Origin of the sequence: Bacillus thuringiensis, from assembly GCF_001182785.1 — a bacterium.
In the GTDB taxonomy this organism is placed as follows: domain Bacteria; phylum Bacillota; class Bacilli; order Bacillales; family Bacillaceae_G; genus Bacillus_A; species Bacillus_A thuringiensis_S.
Map to the genome: position 1 here is coordinate 3,871,447 of NZ_CP012099.1, position 21,104 is coordinate 3,892,550.

The following is a 21,104-nucleotide window of genomic DNA, read 5'->3' on the forward strand; positions in this document are numbered from 1 at the left end:
GCATGAGCATGAAATTAGTCATTCTCGGCTTGCTACTCGAAGGAGATAAACATCCATATGAAGTGCAGCATATTATGAAAGAACGACAAATGGATTGTTATATTAAATATGCTAAAGGATCACTTTATTACGCCTTCGAGCAATTAGAAAAGCAAGGCGCAATTCATATTACAAATGTAATTAGAGACACAAATCGACCTGACAAAACGATTTTTCATATAACAGAAGAAGGCAAAAAACTATTCCACACTTTACTATTAAAACAATTCGAAGCAAAAAACCAAATATATAAACCTATTTATTCAGCCTTATCTTTCGCTCACTTTAGCAATGATCACGAATTAGTTCCTATTTTAGAAAAAAAGAAAAACGATACTCTTCAATATTTACATACTATGCAAACGATATATGATTGTAATAAAGGAAAGGTTTCACGTGCACAACTATATATTTTACAAAGTGTAATTGAGCATATTACAGTTGAATTACAATGGCTAAACACCCTCCTTAAAGATGCTATAGCAGGCCGACTTTCAGAAGTTGCTATAGATGAAAATTGAGCTATGAAAGAAGGCATCCCTACTTCTTTCATAGCTCAATTTCTCTTTTTATACTGTAATATTATTAGTTACTTCAGAGCTAAAAAGTCAGAATAATAAGAAATAAAAACTTTGGAATTTTCTTATTTTAAAACAGTAGACAAAATTCCAAAAATTGTGTTAGAATTTGTTTCAATATCATATCGCTTGTTAAATTCCTTTCAAAAGGAAAATAGGTACACGAACATTTCGTTTCGTGTTTAAAAGGGAAGCTTGGTGAAACTCCAACACGGTCCCGCCACTGTAAATGCTGAGATTTCTTTTTGGTGCCACTGTGAAAACGGGAAGGTGAAAGAAATTATATGAAGCATAAGTCAGGAGACCTGCCTGTTTTAACAACACTGATAGATTCACGGATGATGATGAGGTGTTAAAACAAAAAGGAAGGCTTATTTTCTATGTCTTTGCACTTTTTGTTATAGGTATTTCCTAGTAAACGGAAATGCTTACTTTCAATTAGGGAGGAATTTAAAATGGCAATTCAAACAAGTAACTTAGGTTATCCACGTATCGGACTACAACGAGAGTGGAAAAAAACATTGGAAGCTTTTTGGTCCAATAAAATTGATGAAGAACAATTTTTAACAACAATGAAAGAAATTCGCCTTCAACACGTAAAAGTACAGCAAGAAAAAGGGATTGAACTCATTCCAATTGGCGACTTTACATATTATGATCACGTTTTGGATACTGCCTATATGCTAGGATTTATCCCATCACGTTTTTCTGAGTTTACATCTTACCTTGATGTATATTTCGCAATGGCGCGTGGCTCTAAAGATCATGTAGCTTCCGAAATGACAAAATGGTTTAACACAAACTATCACTATATCGTTCCTGAATATGAAGAGGGATTACAAATCTCTTTAAAAGATAATCGTCCACTTCGCTTATACGAAGAGGCAAAACAAGAATTAGGAGTAGATGGAAAGCCTGTTATTTTAGGTCCATATACTTTCTTAAAATTAGCTAAAGGCTATACACAAGAACAATTTCCTACCATTTTAAAACAGTTAGTTGCACCTTACGTACAACTGCTTTCAGAACTACATGCAGCTGGTGCACAAGCCATTCAAGTTGATGAACCGATTTTCGCTTCTTTAACTAAAGAAGAAGTTCAACAAGCAAAAGAAATTTATGAAGCTATTCGTAAAGAAGTTCCAAATGCGACTCTTCTTTTACAAACATATTTTGATAGCGTAGAAGAAAACTATGAAGAAATTATTACATTCCCGGTATCCGGTATTGGATTAGATTTCATTCATGGTAAAGAAGGTAATTTAAATGCTATTTCAAAATATGGATTCCCAGCTGATAAAACTTTAGCTGTCGGTTGTATAGACGGCCGTAACATTTGGAGAGCTGACCTTGATGAAGTTCTTGAGTTATTTACAACGTTACAAAAACAAGTTCAAACGAAAGATTTCATCGTTCAGCCTTCTTGTAGCTTATTGCATACACCGATCGATAAAACAGAAGAAACTCACTTATCGACTGAGCTATTTGATGCGTTAGCATTTGCAAATCAAAAATTAGAAGAGTTAGTTCTTATTCATTCTGCTCTCACTCAAGGTACAGAAAGCATTAGTAATGAGCTGGAAACATATCGAAACGTACATCATACAATTCGTTCATCTGCTGCACGTAACCGAGAAGATGTCAAAGCAGCACGAACAGCACTAAAAGAAGAAGATTTTTCACGTCCTCTTCCATTTGAAAAACGATACGAATTACAACAAGTTGCCCTGGAGTTACCGCTATTACCAACAACGACTATTGGTAGCTTCCCACAAACAACTGAAGTTCGTCAAACGCGAAAAGAGTGGCGTAACGGCGTTATTTCAAATGAACAATATGAACAATTTATTGAAAAAGAGACAGAAAAATGGATTCGTTACCAAGAAGAAATTGGTCTTGACGTCCTTGTACATGGTGAATTTGAAAGAACTGACATGGTCGAATATTTTGGTGAGCGCCTTGCTGGTTTCTCATTCACTAAAAACGGTTGGGTACAATCATACGGTTCCCGCTGCGTAAAACCACCTGTTATTTATGGTGATGTAGCCTTTATTAACGGAATGACTATTAAGGAAACTGTTTATGCACAAAGCTTAACGGAGAAAGTTGTAAAAGGAATGTTAACTGGACCTGTTACGATTTTAAATTGGTCCTTCGTTCGAAATGACATTCCAAGAAAAGAAGTTTCGTATCAAATTGCACTAGCTCTTCGTCACGAAATTGAACTACTTGAATCTTCCGGAATTAGAGTAATCCAAGTCGATGAGCCAGCACTTCGTGAAGGAATGCCACTAAAAGAAAAAGATTGGGATGCTTATATTACATGGGCAGTACAATCCTTCCTTTTAGCAACTTCTTCTGTAGCAAATGAAACACAAATTCATACTCATATGTGTTACAGTAACTTCGAAGATATTGTTGACGCGATTCGCGCATTAGATGCAGATGTAATTTCTATCGAAACATCAAGAAGTCACGGAGAATTTATTGATACGTTAAAACATACAACATATGAAAAAGGCATCGGTCTAGGTGTATATGATATTCATAGCCCACGTGTACCGAGTAAAGATGAAATGTATAAAATCGTAGAACAATCTTTAGAAGTATGCGATCCTAAATATTTCTGGATTAATCCTGATTGTGGTTTAAAAACGAGAAGAACAGAAGAAGTTATTCCAGCTTTAGAACATATGGTGCAAGCAGCGAAAGATGCTCGTTCCCTTTTAAAAACAAACGCATAAAAAAAATGGGTTATCCTTTTCTCAGGATAACCCATTTTTTATTCTTTACTTTCAAAGAAGAATTCGTATTGTATTTTATATAATTCATCATCCGTTGGCTCTTCAAGAGGAATCGCTTGTAAGACAACTGTATAATCACCATTTGGAATAGGTATTTGAAATTTGTTTGAAAGAATACTCGTTATAACGATACTTTCATTTTCAACCGTAAAAGGAACCGTAATCGTTCTAACCACTTCTTCTTTTTCAATATGTTTCCCTGGGGTCACTTTCACTTCACAAGTATAATCAGAAAGTGCTTCAAAAATAACAGTTCCCTCTGCCTCAGCATAACCTCTTTCAAAATCTTCATCCGTCCAGTCTACATAAGGCTGCTCACCGTCATAGTTCATCAACATTAATTGCGAATAAGAAATTGTTAACTCCATAGTTCCCCTTCTCCTTCATTATGAAATGTACAAATACTACTTCACTTCAAACTTCACACGCGTACCATCTGGATATTTATCTAACTTATTCCCTACCCAAGAGCCTGCTCCGCGGTTATCCGCCGGACTTATATATTCAATATGTGCTCCTTTTCCGCCTTCCTTGCACATTGCCATTGGCCATTCATCACGATCATACCCTTTTTTTGATGGATATGGTGCTAACGACAATTTCCTTCTATCTGCAGCACCACCACGATCGATTGTACAAACTTCTGAATGCCCTTCTTTTATAGCATCCGTAATATGTTTTCCTGTCTCTGGATAACGTTCTTTCGGAAATTCTAACACTTGATCATACGTATTCGTTTTCTTTACACTTGTTTCCTCTGGCACAAGTACTTCATAGACTGCTACTAAAATAGACAGGATTGCGATAATTGAAATGATAATACCTTTTAATTGCTTCATGTATACCTCCATGTTTCTACCAGTTTCTTTTCCTCCGTTATTATAACAAACTTCTCCTGTATATGTTTTCAGACATTATTTTAGTTATTCCTTGCCATTCCGCCAAAAATTTTCATTTTTTCACTAATGCTGTAGAAAACTAATAGCCTTCCGACATTCTTTTTCAAAGGAAGTCCTCATAAAAGATTGAAATGATATATACGATACTTTTTGGGGAGGAAATATCATGGAAGCTACCTATAAAACGAAAGATGTCACGAATAAAACAGGCATCCCAAAACATATAGTCCGCAAATATAGTCAACTGTTAGAGGAACATGGTTATATGATTTCTAAAACAGCTGATGCTCGTATTTATAAACTTGATGATTTAAAACTATTGAAATCTATACATGAAAGAGCTGCCACATTACAAGAAGATATTTCAGAAACGATACCGATTATTTTAAAAGAAAAAGAGGCCCCACCTGTACCAGTTATACAAGATAAGCAAGAGATACAACCGAAAGAAAAAGAAGATGGGCGTAACTTTGAGGAGTTCATGTTGAAACTTGAAATGCTAGCTCAATTAAATGAAGCAATTATTCATCAAAATTCTACTCTAATTACACAAAATCGTTTAAAGGATGAGAAACTAGATGAATTGATGCAACAAGTTTATGTAAAAGAAGGATCTCAAGAAAAAATGCTTCAAGAGTTAGTCGAGCACGCCGCTCAAACAGATGCATTGCAAAAAGAAAAGATGGACTTATTAATGAATCATATGTATAAACGAGAATCCAAACAGGAAGAAAAAATGAATAAACTTGTCAGTCAAATTTATAACAAGGACAGTAACCGTGATGCACAGCTTATGCAAGTGATTCGAGAAATTCAAGAAACAAAAAGAATGGTTGCTGCCTCAAAAGAGCAAAGCTTCTTTCAATCATTTAAAAGTTTATTTAGCCGAGCAAAACAAGAAAAAACAAATGAATAAACAATATAAAATAAAAAGTTACCTTCCATCGGTAACTTTTATTCCTTATTTTGTACAGCTGGTAATATAATAATTGCTTCAGTGCCTTTTCCACTTTCACTCTTATATTCCAATGTACCATTATGCGCTTGTAAAATACTAAATGTTACCATAAGCCCTAGTCCTGTCCCTTTTTCTTTTAAAGAATAATATGGTTGCCCCAGCCTTACTAACTGTTCTTTCGTCATACCAACACCACTATCTTTAACTCTTATTATGATTGTTTCGTCTTTTTGAATAGCTGTTACTTTTAAATATCCTTTATTTCCTTGAATTGCTTCAATACCATTTTTAACAACATTCATAATAGCTTGCTTTAATTTTGTCTTATCACCAATCGTATAAAGACTTTCTGAAATTTCAACTTGTAAATATACACCTTGCATCGCCGCAAATGACGACATGAGAGTGGTCATTTCTATTAATTGGGCTGATAAACAAATGTGTTCTTTTTTCTCAATTTGCGGCCTTGCTAAATTCAAGTAATCTGAAATAATTTGTTCCGCCCGATCCAATTCAGCTAATACGAGACGCATATAATCCTTATTCTTCACATCTTCTGTACTTTCTAGCAATTGGATAAATCCACGAACAACAGTAAGTGGATTACGAACTTCATGTGCCACACTTGCTGCTAACTCACTTACAATATTAAGCTTTTCTGATTTTTGCATCTCTGTACGTAGCAATGCATTTTCATTTAAATATTCAGTTAAATACACCTGAAATACCATTGTCATGACCATGATAAGCGAGGCAAATATAAATCCGCTATATATTTGCGAAATATATGGTGTAAATCCTGTTTCCAAAAGAACATTAATCATGCCTAATACTAAAGATACAAGCACATAAAATGATGAAATCATAAATGCTAAAATTAATTTCTTATCTCTTGAAAAAAGAGACCATTTCTTTGATAAAAACAGCGGAACTATCAATAGAAATGTTACTTCTAAAACTGGAAGAAAGCTCATTCCCTTTAGTAACCATTCATATGCAACAAAAATAACCGCTGGGATTAAACCAACAATCCCACCATATAAAAAACCACTGACAATTGGAATTGGGTGAAAGTTATACCCACACACATTACCAAAACAAATAGAGTATGTCATGGAGAGAACGAGCGTAACGCTAGATAAAAACATAATAAAGTAACGATTTGGCTTCGGAGGCATTTCTTGATAGCGATTTAAACGAATCGCTTCATATAAAAATAGTGGTAAAATTATGATGGCAATTTGAATCAACAAATCACGGATAAGCTCCATAACCTCTCATCCCCTATATGTATTTTGATATGATTATATCATTTTATAGGTTTATTTGTTTTAAAATTTTGATTTTTCTTAACATATTTGTTAATTCTTTGTTAACAACTCATAATAATTGTTACAGATTTTCGAAATGATTGTAAACCCTGTACCAAATTTCCTTCGTGCAGTATACAATGAATACGGATTACAAAGAAAATGTAAAAATACTTTTTTAGACGGACAACTATAGCAAAATACAGCATATAATCCATACTATCTATGTTTACAAATAAGTGATCATTACTTTAGTAGGAGGAAGATAAATATGGCGGGTACTACGCTTGTTTTAAAAGAAGAAAATTTGGTTGTTCTAGAAAATGTTGAAAAATCAGTATATGAAGAGTTACAGCATAAAGCAGGAGATGAAGATTGCACATGTGCTGTGAACGAATCAGTTGTTCACCTTGGCAAGGTATCCTCTGTACTCTGGAATGAAGATGAAATAGATTGGGAATACGGATATTAAAAAGTCGCTTATAGCGGCTTTTTTCTCTTTTCTCTCTCTTTCTAAATTACATATACAAAGCGCAATCATAGAAAATATGATAAAATGAACTTAATTTTCAAACGGAAGAAAGGGAGATACAATGGAACAATTCATTAACCCTAGAGTGAAGGATATCCAAATTTCTGGAATCCGTCAATTCTCTAACATGATTCAAAACTATGATAATTTGATTTCTTTAACAATCGGACAACCCGATTTCCCTACACCTTCTCTCGTAAAAGAAGCGGCAAAACGGGCTATTACAGAAAACTATACAAGCTATACACATAACGCTGGTTTACTAGAATTACGTAAGGCAGCTTGTAACTTCGTAAAAGATAACTACGATTTACATTACTCACCTGAAAACGAAACCATCGTTACAATTGGTGCTAGCGAAGCGATTGATGTTGCATTCCGAACGATTTTAGAGCCAGGAACAGAAGTAATTTTACCTGCTCCTATTTATCCAGGTTACGAACCTATTATTCGATTATGCGGTGCAACGCCCATTTTTGTAGATGTTCGTGAAACTGGATTCCGTTTAACAGCTGACGCGCTAAAAAATGCTATTACAGAAAAAACAAGATGTATCGTACTACCATATCCTTCTAACCCAACTGGTGTAACTTTATCCACAGAAGAATTAAAAGATATTGTAGATGTTTTAAAAGATAAAAATATTTTCGTCCTTTCAGATGAAATTTATAGCGAGCTTGTATATGCACAAAAGCATACATCTATCGCTCATTTCCCAGAAATGCGTGAAAAGACAATTGTCATTAACGGCTTATCTAAATCACATTCTATGACTGGCTGGCGTGTTGGACTTTTATTCGCACCAAGCTATTTAGCAGGACACATATTAAAAGTTCATCAATACAATGTAACGTGTGCTACTTCAATCGCTCAATACGCTGCAATTGAAGCATTAACAGCAGCTAAAGACGCACCAAAAATGATGCGCCATCAATATAAAAAACGCCGTGATTACGTATATAATAGACTCACTCAAATGGGCTTAACAGTTGAAAAACCAACAGGTGCATTTTACTTATTCCCATATGTTGGTCATTTGACATCTTCATCATTTGATTTTGCACTTGATCTTGTCAAAGAAGCTGGACTAGCTGTCGTTCCAGGAACAGCATTCTCTGAGTATGGTGAAGGCTATCTTCGCTTGTCCTATGCGTACAGCATCGAAACATTAAAAGAAGGTTGCGATCGATTAGAAGCCTTCCTAAAACAAAAAGCTAAGAGTTAAACTCTTAGCTTTTTTCTGCATAATGATCACAAGTGTGACGCTTTAGCAATTTATGTGGAATAATGATACATTTCGCAGTAGACTCCGCATTCTCTACTTTATCAACTAAAGCTTTTGCTGCTTCATATCCTAGTTGATAAATATTCACATCCACTGTTGAAAGCGGAGGACTCGCGATTTCTGATAGTAAAGCATTATTAAAACTTACAATAGAAACGTCCTTCGGTACAACGAATCCTTTTTTAGAAAGAGCACTTAACACACCCAGCCCAATTAAATCATCCGTTGCCATAATTGCTGTTGGCGGTTGCTTTAGTCCCATTAATTCTTCCACGGCTTGTTGACCACTTTCCCTTGAAAAATCAAAATGTAGAATATACTCTTTTGATAACGTAATGTCCGCTAGTTTTAAAGCATCGCTCATACCAGCTAAACGATCTCTCGTTACAAGTAAATCTGACCCACCACCAATGAACGCGATTTGCTTATGTCCCAATGAAATTAAATACTCTGCTACTTCTCTCGCAGCTGCATAATTGTCATTATCTACATATGTAATTTCATTTTTTCGATCATATGGTTTTCCTATTAGAACAAACGGGAAATTTTGTTCATGTAAATATTGAATAATCCGATCGTTCTCTCTTGAATATAAAAGAATAATGCCACCAATTTGGCGTCCCTGTACCATCTTTACGACACCATTAAAAATTTCCTCTTCCGTTTCACCTGTCGACATATAAAGCGCATATCCTTCTACATGTGCAAATGAACTAATCCCTCTTATAACTTCTGGGAAAAATGGATTTTGAAAAGCTTTACTTGCAGAACTTGGCATAACAAGACCAAGTGTCTTCGTCGTTTGGTTCGCAAGATTTCTCGCATTTAAATTGGGATGATACCCTAATTCACTCATCACTTTCCTAACACGGCGCTTTGTCTTTTCACTTATACTTGGATTATCAGCAATTACACGAGAAACTGTTGATGGTGCAACATTCGCTTGCTTCGCCACATCTTTAATTGTAACTGTCATAAAAATCCCCCTCCTCTCATTTCTCTGTCATTTTTCATATATTTTATCTCGCACTCATTGCAAGTCATAAACTTTCATTTCTTATATCTTGCAAAACTAATCCTATTCTCCCTCTTCATGTATTGTAAGGGATATAGCTATTTTTTCCTATACTATAATATACTATTTATTTCACTTCTTTTCACATGTGATGTCAAATCTCTTTTCATCTCCCTATAAAGTTATTTATAGGGAGATGAAAAGAAAAATGGGACGTAATGTCCCATTTTTCATCCTTTTGTACCTCCAGCTGTTAAACCAGAAATAAAGTATTTTTGTAGTGATAGGAATAAAATTGAAATTGGGATCGCAATTAACACAGAACCCGCTGCAAACGTTGTAAATTCATTACCGAATTTCTTCGCAACCATTTCATATAATCCAACTGCTAAAGTATAATTTTCTGGTGTTCGCAAAATAATACTCGCTAAAATGAAATCTGTAAATGGACCAATGAAAGTAAATAACGCTACAACCGCTACGATTGGCTTTGCAAGTGGCATAATGATTTGCCAAAAAATACGGAAATGTCCTGCTCCATCCATACGAGCTGATTCATCCAGTTCTTTCGGAATCGTATCAAAATACCCTTTCATAAGCCATGTATTCATCGGAATGGCCCCGCCTACATAAATTAAAATTAATGCAAGGTGTGTATCAATTAATCCTGTTAACTGAGCTAATACGTATAGAGCAATTAACGCTGCAAAGTTTGGAATCATTTGCAGAATTAAAAATGTTAATAAACCATTTTTTCTTCCAACAAAACGATATCTCGAAAATGCATAAGCAGTAAAGCTAATTGCTAGCACTGAGAAAATCATCGTTAAAACACTTACTTTTAATGTGTTTTTATACCATAGTAAGTAATTACTATTCTCTAGATCTAATAGCTTACGATAATGATCTAACGTTGCATTTTGTGGAATAATACTTGATCCAGATAAACTATCACCCGGATTAAACGATGAGCCAATAATCCATAATAACGGATAGAAAATGATGGCACACATTACGAAAATAACTAAATAACTTAATGAGAGACGTAACATCTTCTGTCTTTTAATATTCATTTACATCATATCCTCTTCTTGGAATGATTTTGTTCTCTTAAATTGCCATAACGCAACTGTAATAACGATTAACGATAATATCATTGTAAGAGCTGCTGCTTTTCCGTACTGCGCTGAAGTCATCGTTAACTTATAAATCCATGAAATTAAAATATCCGTTCCACCTGCGTCTTGTCCAGCTACAGCAGGACCTCCACCGTTAAATAGATAGATGATACTAAAGTTATTAAAGTTAAACGTATATTGCGTAATTAATATTGGTGCTGTTGCATATAACACAAGTGGCAATGTAATTTTACGAAACTGTTGCCAAGCTGTCGCTCCATCTACTGTAGCCGCTTCGTATAATTCTCCTGGAATCGATTGCAGTATACCTGTTGTCATAGCAAAGACGAACGGGAATCCAAGCCAAGTTTGAATCATAATTAAAGCAATTTTCGCCCAAAATGGATCGGTCATCCAAGCAATCTTTTCAATTCCGAATAAAGCTAATACTTGATTGTTAATTGCTCCAAATGTTTCATTAAACATACCAGAGAAAACAAGAATAGATACGAATGCTGGAACCGCCCACGGTAAAATGAAGATTGTTCGAATAATCGCCTTTCCTTTAATACCAGGCTGATTTACGATAATTGCTAAGAAAATCCCAAGCGCAACTTGTAATGTTGTTGCAACGAATGTCCAAATGACAGTCCAAGAAAATACACTTACAAATGTCTCTCTCCACATCGGTAAAGTGAAAATATCAATAAAGTTTTTAAAGCCCACCCAATCTACTAATTTAGCTGGAGGAGAGTGATATAAATCATAGTTTGTAAATCCAATTAAAATTACGAAGATGATTGGAAATACGACAACAAAGATAAGTAGTAGAAAACCTGGTGAAACCATTAAATAAGGAAAACCTTGATCTAACAAATTACGATATTGCTCTTTTACAGAATTTAACGGTGTTCCGATATCACGTTTCTTTCCATTTTGATATGCATCATATAAGTTAAATGCATATATGCCAAGCCCAAACGTGATAACGATAAGGGCCAAGATTCCTTCTACTAATAGAAAGACAGAATGGTCACGTGGAACTTCTGTGCCGAGCGTTACAATACCCCATAATCCCATATTCAATAAATCAGCAAAGGCTACAATAAATGAACCTGTTAATACTAGAAAAATAAGACCTTTTACAAATTGTTTATTATACATTTGGCCCACGCCTGGAATGATTGATAACATGGTTGCCATTTTCCTATGCTTTGAATGGTTTAACCCATTTGCTGGTTCCATAGATGTTTGCATGTTCCTTCCCCCTTTTTTCTTCCTACATGGAAGGGAGAGAATTCGTGCCTCTCATATTAGAGGCACGAATTTCACCTTATTTTTTCTTGTTATGATTTGCCTCAATATTACCTTTAATTTGTTTCACTGCACTATCAAGCGCCGCTTTTGGTGCCTCTTTATCTGTAACAACTAATTGAAGCGCATCTCCAGCTGGTTTCCAAACTTCTTGCATTTCTGGAATATTTGGCATTGGAATTCCATTTTCAGATTGCGTTGCAACCGCTTTTGCAGCTTCGTTATCTTTAATAATTGGATCTTCCATTACTGATTTTACTGGAGGAATTTCTTTCGTTTTCTCAAATCGAATTTTTGCGTTTTCTTCATTCGTTACCCACTCAGTGAATTTTGTAGCTAAATCATTTTGTTTAGAGAAACTTGTTACATGCCATCCTTTAACCCCAACAAACGTTTTCATCGGTTGACCATTTGGTAATTTCGGCATTGGAGCAACGCCATAATCAATTCCGTTCTTTTCCATTGCTTGGAACGCCCATGGTCCGTTCATAATAGATGCTGCTTTTCCTTCATTGAATAGTCCATCAGCAGCAGGCCCACCTGATTCACCGATAATACCTTTCGGGAATAATTTTTCTTTGTACCATTTTTGAAGATATTCAGCACCTTGTACTGCTCCGCTATTATTTAATCCAACATCACTTGCATTTGGCTTTCCATCTTTTTCACCAAATACATAACCGCCCATACCTGCCATGAATGCATTAGCAAAGTAGAAGTTATCTCCTAATGCTAAAAATCCGTACTTGCCATCTTTCGTAAATTCTTTTGAGAAGTTAAACAGCTCGTCCATCGTTTCTGGCGCTTTTGGCATTAGTTTTTTATTGTAAATAAAGACTGGTGTCTCAATTGCTTTTGGTAAACCATATAATTTTCCGTTATATGTCTGTGCTTCTATTGATGAATTAGTAAATTTACTCTTTACAGCATCATCCGCTTTCACTTCAGAAAGTAGACCTTCTGTTACTGCATTTCCGATTTGATCGTGTGGCAATGTTACAACATCTGGTCCAGTCCCCGCTGGCCCATCAAGGCGTAACTTTTTCACTTGATCTGTCATTTGCATTTCAACAACTTTTACTTTTACTTTATATTTTTCCTCAAAGCTTTTCACTGCTGGTTCTAAACCAACACCTTTTTTATCATCTTCCCAAACAAGAAGATCATAGTCTTTTTTCGCTTTACTTTCCTCTTTTTTCCCTGAATTTTTCGGTCCACATGCAGATAACATACCAATAGATAATGCGGAAACCGTTAATAATGATAATGCTTTCTTCATCCCAAAAACCTCCCTAAATTGTCTATGTACCTTAGTAACTGAAAACGTTTGCATTTAATAGTTTAATTGAAGCGCAAACAATATCTCAAATCTATGAAAACGTTTGCGCTATTTGTCTATCATTATACATTCTTTTATTCATTTTGCAAATATTAATTTAAAAATTATGTCATTATACTCTTTATACATTGACTTTATATGAAATGAATACTACTCTTATAAGCAATATTAAAGCTATAAGAAAGGCAATCGTTTGCAATACAGGCTTTATTATTACACTTAAGGGAATACTATGTATAGAGATATTGAAGGGGGATTTTCCATATGTTTAAAGAAGCCATTTATCATAGGCCGAAAGATAATTATGCATACGCTTACAATGAACAAACAATTCACATCCGGGTACGTACTAAGAGAGATGATGTTCAATGTGCCACTCTTATTTACGGTGATCCTTACGAATGGAAAGACGGGAAATGGATTTCATTAAGTACACCAATGAAAAAAACGGGTTCTACTGCATTATTTGATTATTGGTCCATTTCAATCGAACCAAAATTTAAGCGCTTACGTTATGGATTTGAATTAAAATCTGAAACAGATACTCTTATTTATACAGAGCGAGGATTCTTTTCTAACATTCCAAATGATGATGTTGGTAATTTTTTCTGTTTTCCATTTATTCATGCAGATGATGTATTCAAAGCACCATCCTGGATTAAAAACACCATTTGGTATCAGATTTTCCCTGAACGATTCGCTAATGGCGATAGTACGCTGAATCCAGAAAACACCCTTCCTTGGGGAAGTACGAATCCAACTCCAACTAATTTTTTCGGTGGGGATTTTGCTGGTGTTATTCAAAACCTTGATTACCTTGTTAAGCTTGGCATTTCCGGAATATATTTCACACCTATTTTCAAAGCTCATTCAAACCATAAATATGACACAATTGACTATATGGAAATTGATCCACAATTTGGGACGAAAGAAACTTTCAAAGAGCTCGTTGAAGAATGTCATAAGCACGGTATAAAAGTAATGCTCGATGCTGTGTTTAATCATAGTGGATACTTTTTCGAGAAATTTCAAGACGTTCTAGAGAACGGTGAGAAGTCTGCATATAAAGAGTGGTTCCACATTCATGAATTTCCAATTATAACCGAGCCACTTCCAAATTATGATACTTTCGCCTTTACACCGTATATGCCTAAATTAAATACAGCTCATCCAGATGTAAAAGAATACTTACTTGAAGTAGGACGTTATTGGGTACGAGAATTCAATATAGATGGCTGGCGCCTTGATGTCGCAAATGAAGTCGATCACAACTTTTGGAGAGAATTCCGAACTGAAATAAAGACATTAAATCCTGAAGTATATATTTTGGGAGAAATTTGGCACGATGCCCTTCCGTGGCTACAAGGCGATCAATTTGATGCTGTCATGAGCTACCCTGTTACAAACGCTCTACTTTCTTACTTTGCTAACGATTCCATTAAAGCAAGTGAATTTATGAAGCAAATTACAGAATCTCTACATTCCTACTCTATGAATGTAAATGAAGCAGCCTTTCATTTATTAGATAGCCATGATACTCCAAGAATTTTAACAACATGCAATGGAGATAAAAATAAGTTAAAATTGCTCTATGTATTCCATCTTTCTTTCATCGGCTCTCCTTGCATTTATTACGGAGATGAAATCGGCATGGATGGTGGTATGGACCCCGATTGCCGTAAATGTATGATTTGGGATACTAAAGAACAAGATCATGCATTATTTACACATATACAAACATTGATTTCATTACGAAAACAACATGAAGCTTTTGGAGGACATGGTACTTTTCAATTCATCGAAGCAAATGATGAACATAATTATATTTCTTATACGAAAACATATGAGGATGAAACTATCTTTTTCGTTTTAAACCCTACTAATAGTGAAGTTACAGTTTCACTCCCTCTTCATGTTACTGGTAAGAAAATAATTAACATTTATACAAATGAAGAATTTTCAGCGGAAGCAAGTGTATTACAAGTTACACTTCCTCCATATGGATTCTCCATATTAAAATGGTAATCAAAAAAGCCTTATGCCATAGTGGCATAAGGCTTTTTCTTATTTCAATTTGAATACCATCGCTTCATACGGACGTAATGTAATGTTATCTATCAATCCGATTTCTACATCGTAATTGTGTATGAATAATTCTGATTCACTATAACTAATATCTTCAGGCATTTCAAATACACTTTCATCCGCAGTAAAGTTTGCAATAACAAGTAGTTTTTCGTCTCCATATGTTCTTACATAAGCAAAAATAGAAGGATTATTCTCTAATATTAAATCATATGATCCATATACAACTATTTCATTATTTTTGCGTAGCTCAATTAATTTCTTATAGTAATAAAAAATTGAACCTTCATCTTGGATTGCTTGTTTCACATTAATCTCTTTATAGTTAGGATTTACAGTAATCCAAGGTTCACCTGTTGTAAATCCAGCGTGATTCTGATCATCCCACTGCATCGGAGTTCTAGCATTATCACGACCCTTTATATAAATAGATTCCATTACTTTTTCTATATCTTCACCATGGTCTATCACTTTTTCTTTATACATATTTAACGTTTCAATATCTCGATATTCATCAATTGATTGGAATCGAACGTTCGTCATTCCGATTTCTTCACCTTGATAAATATATGGCGTTCCCTTCATCATATGAAGAACTGTCGCTAACATTTTTGCAGATTCAATGCGATACATTCCATCGTTACCAAAACGAGATACAACGCGAGGCTGATCATGGTTATTCCAATAAAGGCTATTCCATCCGGTATGCTCTAATGCTTTTTGCCACTTTGTTAAATTCTCTTTTAAAGTAAGAAGTGAGCATGGTTTTACATCCCACTTTCCACCTTCTCCTGAATCTAAATCCATATGTTCAAATTGGAATACCATTTGCAACTCTTTTCGTTCTTCTCCAGTATACAATTTGGCCTCTTCTGTCGTTACACCTGGCATCTCACCAACCGTCATAATATCATAATGCGATAATACTTCCTCATTCATTTCATGCAAATATTTATGAATGTTTGGACCGTTCATAAAATGTTTATGACCTGAAACATAGCCATCTTCATCTGTTTCAACAGTTGGTAAGCCTTCTTCTTTAGAAATAAAATTGATAACATCCATGCGGAATCCATCAATTCCTTTTTCTAACCAAAACTTCATCATCTCATAAACATCTTGTCTTACCTTTTCATTATCCCAGTTTAAATCTGGTTGTTTTTTAGAAAACAGATGTAAATAATATTCATCCGTCATTTCATCATACTTCCATGCAGATCCACTAAAAGCAGCTCCCCAGTTGTTCGGTTCTTTCCCTTCTTTTCCAGGACGCCATATATAGTAATCTCTATATTTATTATCTTTTGATTTACGTGATTCAATAAACCAATTATGTTCATCAGATGTATGATTAACAACTAAATCCATCATCAATTTCATATTACGTTCATGCATTTCATGTAATAGTTCATCCCAATCTTCCATTGTTCCGAACTCGTTCATAATTTTACAATAATCACTTATATCGTAACCATTATCATCATTTGGAGATTCATAGACAGGTGATAACCAAATCACATCAATCCCTAACTCTTTTAAGTAATCTAGCTTTGAAATAATCCCTTGAAGATCTCCTATACCATCACTGTTACTATCCATAAAGCTACGAGGATAAATTTGATATACTACGCTTTCTTTCCACCATTGTTTTTCCATTATGCTACCCCATTTCATTCATAATTCATTTTTCTCTTTTTTAAGGCGCAAACGTTTTCATTAATGAATGATAACAGATTCTATCTCAATTTAAAATAGCGCTTACAATTTTTATTGTTCTTTTTCTAAGAAAACATGCGAAAATCACTAATAACTCTCCAATATATGAAAACGTTTTATTTTTTTATTTATTTTTTGAATCTATTCGTTTATAATGAACTCAAAGAAAACGTTTGCATAATTATTTCTAGGGGGAAATACCATGGCAGAACTTAAATTAGAAAACATTTATAAGATATATGATAATAACGTAACAGCTGTAACTGATTTTAATTTACACATTCAAGACAAAGAATTTATCGTATTTGTCGGTCCTTCTGGATGCGGAAAATCTACAACATTACGAATGGTAGCTGGACTCGAAGATATTTCAAAAGGCGAGTTTTCAATTGATGGTAAACTAATGAATGATGTTCCTCCAAAAGATCGAGATATCGCAATGGTCTTCCAAAACTACGCTCTTTATCCACATATGAGTGTATATGATAATATGGCATTTGGATTAAAACTTCGAAAAATACCAAAAGATGAGATCGATCGTCGTGTGAAAGATGCAGCAAAAATTTTAGGGCTTGAACAATATTTAGATAGAAAACCGAAAGCATTATCAGGTGGACAACGCCAACGTGTTGCGTTAGGTAGAGCAATCGTTCGAGATGCAAAAGTTTTCTTAATGGACGAGCCATTATCAAACTTAGATGCTAAACTCCGTGTTGCAATGCGCTCAGAAATTTCTAAGCTACATCATCGCCTTGGAACAACAACAATTTATGTAACACATGACCAAACAGAAGCAATGACTATGGCTTCGCGTCTTGTCGTTATGAAGGATGGAAAGATTCAACAAATTGGAACTCCAAAAGAAGTATATGAAACACCAGAAAACATTTTCGTGGGTGGATTTATCGGATCACCAGCGATGAACTTCTTCCGTGGTAAATTGACTGAAACCGATTTCGTTATAGATAATGCCATAAAAATCAAAGTATCTGAAGGAAAAATGAAGATGCTACGTGAACAAGGCTATGTAAATAAGGAAATTGTTTTAGGTATTCGCCCGGAGGACATTCATGATGAACTACTATTTTTAGAAGCTTCACAATCTACTACTTTCACAACAAAAATTGAAGTTGCTGAATTGTTAGGTGCTGAATCTATTTTATATATGAAACTTGGAAATCAAGATTTTGCAGCACGTGTTGATGCAAGACATATATTCTCACCTGGAGACCAAATTAAATTGGCATTTGATTTAAATAAAGCGCATTTCTTTGACAGCCAAACAGAACAACGTATTCGCTAAAAAAATTTCCTTCTATATAACATACAAAAAAACCGTCCACATATATTGAGGGCGGTTTTCATTATTATACTAGGGCTTCTACTGTATGAAATGATTGTCCTTTCGTGCCAATAATACCGAAAATCGGTAAATCACTAAGCACCACTTCTTCTTGCTGTTTCATAAAAGATGACGTTAATTGTTTTATCTCTATCCAAACGTCATTAATACAAAGTACATTGGAATCGTTCTCTTGTTGGCGAGAAAAAATAGAATCTATTTTATATAAACCAGCATTTTGAAAAAGCATATCAATGCGACTGAATGCATTCAAAGTAATGCTAATAACGCGTTGCCAATCTCCTTGCTTTTCCATATCATAGAATACAAAAAGTGCTTCTCCGCCTAGATTCGTAATTTCCTCCACTGTTGCTTGTCCACTTTCTTGATCAATGTCCGTCACAATTACTTTTGCGCCTTGTTTAGCCAACAAAAGAGCTGTATTACGTCCAATACCGATACCACCGCCAGTTACGATAGCAACTTTTCCTGCAAGCTTCATTTTCATTACCCCTTCTATAAGTCTTACCGTCATTCAGTATACTCCTTTATGAGATTATTCTGCAAGCAAGAAAAATTGCTATTTAATTTGTAAGCGTTCACTTTTTATCCTTCTTTTTTCTTACTATTACGCTGATCAAGAACTAGACCGATAAAAATGAGAATGCCCCAAAAAATTATGCTACCTCCTGTCATCTCAACTTCCCCCTTATTATATAAAGTAAAACTTTAATCAGCCCCAAATGGTGAGATAAAGATATTATTTTTAATTATTATACCATTATCTTAATTTTCAATCTATTGTAAATAAAAATGACACATTTTAGCTTTTCCTTACTGTAAACATTCAAAATAGACTTATAAAATCAAAAAGACCTTTTTATATATAAAAAGGTCTTTTTTTATTTTATTATACAAGACTTATTACTTTCGTTTTTGTAATTAAATCCTGAAAACCACAATTATCTTTGCGGAACAACATCATATATACGTTACATATTAATGGAATTCCTAATAGCAATACGTTCGGTAATAACACTACAAAAAATCTTATAATTAATGTTTGCAACGTTAGCTTTTCACTCTTCAATGAAATTAATTTTATTCTCGTTACCTTTTTGCCAAGTGTAACACCGTTCCAAATAAAGGGTAACACAATAAAATATATCGCCATTAATATGAAAACTACTGCGAAATCATATCTAAAATCACCTAAGCTTATATTAAAGCGCTTAAACATAGCACTATAGTTTCCGGTCATAATAGCTACTACTGCACCATACATAACCGAGATTAAAAACATGTCAATTAGGGAAGCACCTATGCGATTCATTACAAGCGCTGGACGATGCATCTTTAACTTCATTTTATGTCGACTCCTTCATATCCTTCTTTACCCGTCTCATCGTACCACTTCTAAAAAACATTGTAAACTAGCGTTTCTCTTACTTTTCTTGTACAATTTGTTACAATAGCATTATAAAGGAGGTTCCCATATTGAAAAAATGGATAATCCTATTCGTCGCCTTCCTATTAACTGGTTGTGCAGGAAACACAAGTCACTTAACTTATACGGTTAACGATGAATACGAACTCATACGTACTTCTGGAAATGCATTTGAACTTTTCCCCTCGCAAGATGCTGTATATGCCACACAATACATCCCTGCAAAAATTACAGACATTGCTTGGGATGATAAATACATTATTGCAAAACAAACTGAGGAAAAATCAGATCCAAATAACCCTGACGCAGCAATTGCAAATAAAAAAAGTGAACATTATTGGATTATTGACGTAAAGCACAATAAACGTTTCGGTCCCTACAATGAAAAGCAATTTAACGAACAAAAAGATGCGTTTAAAATTAAGGTGCCTTTTCAAAATGTAGATTCATACATAAAAGAAATAAAAAAACAGTCAGCATAATATTTGAGTGCTGACTGTTTTTCTTACATTATTTTAAAAACACCTTACTCCGAAAGTGAGATATTAAACGTTTGTGACTCTTTTACAACATCTTGTGTTTCTGAATCTCCTGCAAGTAAATCATCAGTTGTAAACTGAATATCCTTTACCTTGTCTTTTCCATCGTCAAGTATTAAACCAATAATACCATCTCTTGTTTCACCAGGCTTATAGTCTTCTCTTGACACATTTTTTGTACCAACTAACGTATCTTCATCATATAAAAAGTTTTGAGTCGCTACTTTAAAATGTTGCTTACCATTAATCATAACATCACTCATAGAGAAAAATTGCATATTTTTATTCCCGCTATTCTCCACTTTATATGTAATCTCAACATAACGAATTGTATTACTAATCTCTGTTCCACTTAGCGATGCATATAATTCTGCATCTTCTTGGCTTACTTTATCCCCTAATCTACGTTTTACTTCTTCAGGAGTTAGTGCCGTGTATACTTTCAATGTATTTTTTGCTTTTTCACTCATCTGTGATAAAGAGATTACTTTCACATCTTGTACGTGAATTTTCATTGGCGCTACTTCAAATGTTTGATTCACAGAGTGCATCTGCTCTAACTTGAAAGTACCCCATCCTGTTTCTTTCACTTTTTGTCCTACTTTTTTCAGCTCACGCCCACCATATTCTTTCGTTTCAGGAATAGATTCTTTCTTCTTCGGTTCAGCTTTCTTTTCTTCTTGATGGAAGCAACCACTTAACATAAGAAGAAAACTACATAAAACAAAAATACTTTTCCATGCTTTCATCATTTCATTTCTCCTAACACTATCATTCATGAATA

General features: G+C 34.5%; 20 protein-coding genes and 1 riboswitch. Of the genes, 8 read left to right on the forward strand and 12 right to left on the reverse strand.

Annotation, left to right across the window (positions count from 1 at the left end; translation table 11 throughout):
- Nucleotides 1-2 precede the first annotated feature (2 nt).
- Together AC241_RS19780 and metE are read left to right on the forward strand one after the other, a co-directional pair.
- On the forward strand, nt 3-560 hold the full coding sequence (locus AC241_RS19780; RefSeq protein ID WP_016080434.1) for a PadR family transcriptional regulator: 558 nt from the start codon (nt 3-5) through the stop codon (nt 558-560).
- Between the two features lie 196 nt (nt 561-756).
- Nucleotides 757-944: riboswitch (cobalamin riboswitch) on the forward strand.
- 128 nt (nt 945-1,072) lie between these two features.
- Nucleotides 1,073-3,361: a 5-methyltetrahydropteroyltriglutamate--homocysteine S-methyltransferase gene (metE, locus tag AC241_RS19790; protein WP_043937823.1), complete on the forward strand. Its 2,289-nt coding sequence runs from the start codon at nt 1,073-1,075 to the stop codon at nt 3,359-3,361.
- Between the two features lie 38 nt (nt 3,362-3,399).
- On the opposite strand, the gene AC241_RS19795 is transcribed toward metE, so the two are convergent.
- Entirely contained in the window at nt 3,400-3,789 is a 390-nt protein-coding gene (locus AC241_RS19795; RefSeq protein ID WP_016080432.1) for a competence protein ComJ, read from the reverse strand.
- A 36-nt stretch (nt 3,790-3,825) separates the two neighbouring features.
- Complete coding sequence (gene nucA, locus AC241_RS19800) at nt 3,826-4,260, reverse strand: DNA-entry nuclease (RefSeq protein WP_000811494.1); 435 nt, start codon at nt 4,258-4,260, stop codon at nt 3,826-3,828.
- A gap of 226 nt (nt 4,261-4,486) precedes the next feature.
- Here nucA and AC241_RS19805 point away from each other — a divergent pair, with 226 nt between their 5' ends.
- Entirely contained in the window at nt 4,487-5,236 is a 750-nt protein-coding gene (locus AC241_RS19805; protein ID WP_000388467.1) for a DUF3967 domain-containing protein, read from the forward strand.
- A gap of 38 nt (nt 5,237-5,274) precedes the next feature.
- Here AC241_RS19805 and kinB read toward each other — a convergent pair whose 3' ends face one another.
- A complete protein-coding gene (kinB, locus tag AC241_RS19810) occupies nt 5,275-6,549 on the reverse strand; it encodes a sporulation sensor histidine kinase KinB (protein WP_048563883.1) in 1,275 nt (424 codons plus the stop codon).
- 310 nt (nt 6,550-6,859) lie between these two features.
- Between kinB and AC241_RS19815 the strand changes: the two genes are divergently transcribed.
- The gene (locus tag AC241_RS19815) at nt 6,860-7,060 is read left to right on the forward strand and encodes a hypothetical protein (protein ID WP_000929276.1); all 201 of its coding nucleotides are present in this window, start codon (nt 6,860-6,862) and stop codon (nt 7,058-7,060) included.
- A gap of 121 nt (nt 7,061-7,181) precedes the next feature.
- Nucleotides 7,182-8,345, forward strand: a complete 1,164-nt coding sequence (locus tag AC241_RS19820) for an aminotransferase A (protein ID WP_043937828.1) — start codon at nt 7,182-7,184, stop codon at nt 8,343-8,345.
- 4 nt (nt 8,346-8,349) lie between these two features.
- On the opposite strand, the gene malR is transcribed toward AC241_RS19820, so the two are convergent.
- The 4 genes from malR to AC241_RS19840 all read right to left on the reverse strand — a co-directional run bounded on the left by malR (nt 8,350) and on the right by AC241_RS19840 (nt 13,131).
- Nucleotides 8,350-9,381: a maltose operon transcriptional repressor MalR gene (gene malR / locus AC241_RS19825; RefSeq protein WP_016080429.1), complete on the reverse strand. Its 1,032-nt coding sequence runs from the start codon at nt 9,379-9,381 to the stop codon at nt 8,350-8,352.
- A 269-nt stretch (nt 9,382-9,650) separates the two neighbouring features.
- Entirely contained in the window at nt 9,651-10,493 is an 843-nt protein-coding gene (gene malD, locus AC241_RS19830) for a maltosaccharide ABC transporter permease MalD (RefSeq protein WP_001022608.1), read from the reverse strand.
- The gene (gene malC, locus AC241_RS19835) at nt 10,494-11,795 is read right to left on the reverse strand and encodes a maltosaccharide ABC transporter permease MalC (protein ID WP_016080428.1); all 1,302 of its coding nucleotides are present in this window, start codon (nt 11,793-11,795) and stop codon (nt 10,494-10,496) included.
- Nucleotides 11,796-11,871: 76 nt separating this feature from the next.
- On the reverse strand, nt 11,872-13,131 hold the full coding sequence (locus AC241_RS19840; RefSeq protein ID WP_050844463.1) for an extracellular solute-binding protein: 1,260 nt from the start codon (nt 13,129-13,131) through the stop codon (nt 11,872-11,874).
- A gap of 324 nt (nt 13,132-13,455) precedes the next feature.
- On the opposite strand from AC241_RS19840, the gene AC241_RS19845 reads away from it, so the two are divergent.
- On the forward strand, nt 13,456-15,216 hold the full coding sequence (locus AC241_RS19845; protein WP_043937831.1) for an alpha-glycosidase: 1,761 nt from the start codon (nt 13,456-13,458) through the stop codon (nt 15,214-15,216).
- A 39-nt stretch (nt 15,217-15,255) separates the two neighbouring features.
- On the opposite strand, the gene malL is transcribed toward AC241_RS19845, so the two are convergent.
- Nucleotides 15,256-16,932 carry an oligo-1,6-glucosidase gene (malL, locus tag AC241_RS19850; protein ID WP_050844464.1) on the reverse strand — a complete coding sequence of 559 codons (1,677 nt, stop codon included), beginning with the start codon at nt 16,930-16,932 and terminating at the stop codon, nt 15,256-15,258.
- 262 nt (nt 16,933-17,194) lie between these two features.
- Here malL and AC241_RS19855 point away from each other — a divergent pair, with 262 nt between their 5' ends.
- A complete protein-coding gene (locus tag AC241_RS19855) occupies nt 17,195-18,295 on the forward strand; it encodes an ABC transporter ATP-binding protein (protein ID WP_016080422.1) in 1,101 nt (366 codons plus the stop codon).
- A 64-nt stretch (nt 18,296-18,359) separates the two neighbouring features.
- Here the strand turns inward: AC241_RS19855 and AC241_RS19860 are convergent, their stop codons facing one another.
- The 3 genes from AC241_RS19860 to AC241_RS19870 all read right to left on the reverse strand — a co-directional run bounded on the left by AC241_RS19860 (nt 18,360) and on the right by AC241_RS19870 (nt 19,700).
- Nucleotides 18,360-18,869 carry an SDR family NAD(P)-dependent oxidoreductase gene (locus AC241_RS19860; protein WP_000218413.1) on the reverse strand — a complete coding sequence of 170 codons (510 nt, stop codon included), beginning with the start codon at nt 18,867-18,869 and terminating at the stop codon, nt 18,360-18,362.
- Nucleotides 18,870-18,940: 71 nt separating this feature from the next.
- On the reverse strand, nt 18,941-19,030 hold the full coding sequence (locus AC241_RS19865; RefSeq protein WP_016080421.1) for a hypothetical protein: 90 nt from the start codon (nt 19,028-19,030) through the stop codon (nt 18,941-18,943).
- Between the two features lie 214 nt (nt 19,031-19,244).
- On the reverse strand, nt 19,245-19,700 hold the full coding sequence (locus AC241_RS19870; protein WP_000769081.1) for an RDD family protein: 456 nt from the start codon (nt 19,698-19,700) through the stop codon (nt 19,245-19,247).
- A gap of 131 nt (nt 19,701-19,831) precedes the next feature.
- On the opposite strand from AC241_RS19870, the gene AC241_RS19875 reads away from it, so the two are divergent.
- Nucleotides 19,832-20,263, forward strand: coding sequence for a DUF3997 domain-containing protein (locus tag AC241_RS19875; protein WP_000758789.1), 432 nt, complete (start codon nt 19,832-19,834; stop codon nt 20,261-20,263).
- A 44-nt stretch (nt 20,264-20,307) separates the two neighbouring features.
- On the opposite strand, the gene AC241_RS19880 is transcribed toward AC241_RS19875, so the two are convergent.
- A complete protein-coding gene (locus tag AC241_RS19880; RefSeq protein ID WP_050844465.1) occupies nt 20,308-21,072 on the reverse strand; it encodes a hypothetical protein in 765 nt (254 codons plus the stop codon).
- Between the last annotated feature and the right edge of the window lie 32 nt (nt 21,073-21,104).

Coding starts and splice junctions, on each gene's coding strand:
- AC241_RS19780 (WP_016080434.1), top strand. CDS start 3: ATGAGCATGAAATTAGTCATTCTCGGCTTGCTACTCGAAGGAGATAAA.
- metE (WP_043937823.1), top strand. CDS start 1,073: ATGGCAATTCAAACAAGTAACTTAGGTTATCCACGTATCGGACTACAA.
- AC241_RS19795 (WP_016080432.1), bottom strand. CDS start 3,789: ATGGAGTTAACAATTTCTTATTCGCAATTAATGTTGATGAACTATGAC.
- nucA (WP_000811494.1), bottom strand. CDS start 4,260: ATGAAGCAATTAAAAGGTATTATCATTTCAATTATCGCAATCCTGTCT.
- AC241_RS19805 (WP_000388467.1), top strand. CDS start 4,487: ATGGAAGCTACCTATAAAACGAAAGATGTCACGAATAAAACAGGCATC.
- kinB (WP_048563883.1), bottom strand. CDS start 6,549: ATGGAGCTTATCCGTGATTTGTTGATTCAAATTGCCATCATAATTTTA.
- AC241_RS19815 (WP_000929276.1), top strand. CDS start 6,860: ATGGCGGGTACTACGCTTGTTTTAAAAGAAGAAAATTTGGTTGTTCTA.
- AC241_RS19820 (WP_043937828.1), top strand. CDS start 7,182: ATGGAACAATTCATTAACCCTAGAGTGAAGGATATCCAAATTTCTGGA.
- malR (WP_016080429.1), bottom strand. CDS start 9,381: ATGACAGTTACAATTAAAGATGTGGCGAAGCAAGCGAATGTTGCACCA.
- malD (WP_001022608.1), bottom strand. CDS start 10,493: ATGAATATTAAAAGACAGAAGATGTTACGTCTCTCATTAAGTTATTTA.
- malC (WP_016080428.1), bottom strand. CDS start 11,795: ATGCAAACATCTATGGAACCAGCAAATGGGTTAAACCATTCAAAGCAT.
- AC241_RS19840 (WP_050844463.1), bottom strand. CDS start 13,131: ATGAAGAAAGCATTATCATTATTAACGGTTTCCGCATTATCTATTGGT.
- AC241_RS19845 (WP_043937831.1), top strand. CDS start 13,456: ATGTTTAAAGAAGCCATTTATCATAGGCCGAAAGATAATTATGCATAC.
- malL (WP_050844464.1), bottom strand. CDS start 16,932: ATGGAAAAACAATGGTGGAAAGAAAGCGTAGTATATCAAATTTATCCT.
- AC241_RS19855 (WP_016080422.1), top strand. CDS start 17,195: ATGGCAGAACTTAAATTAGAAAACATTTATAAGATATATGATAATAAC.
- AC241_RS19860 (WP_000218413.1), bottom strand. CDS start 18,869: ATGACGGTAAGACTTATAGAAGGGGTAATGAAAATGAAGCTTGCAGGA.
- AC241_RS19865 (WP_016080421.1), bottom strand. CDS start 19,030: ATGACAGGAGGTAGCATAATTTTTTGGGGCATTCTCATTTTTATCGGT.
- AC241_RS19870 (WP_000769081.1), bottom strand. CDS start 19,700: ATGAAGTTAAAGATGCATCGTCCAGCGCTTGTAATGAATCGCATAGGT.
- AC241_RS19880 (WP_050844465.1), bottom strand. CDS start 21,072: ATGATGAAAGCATGGAAAAGTATTTTTGTTTTATGTAGTTTTCTTCTT.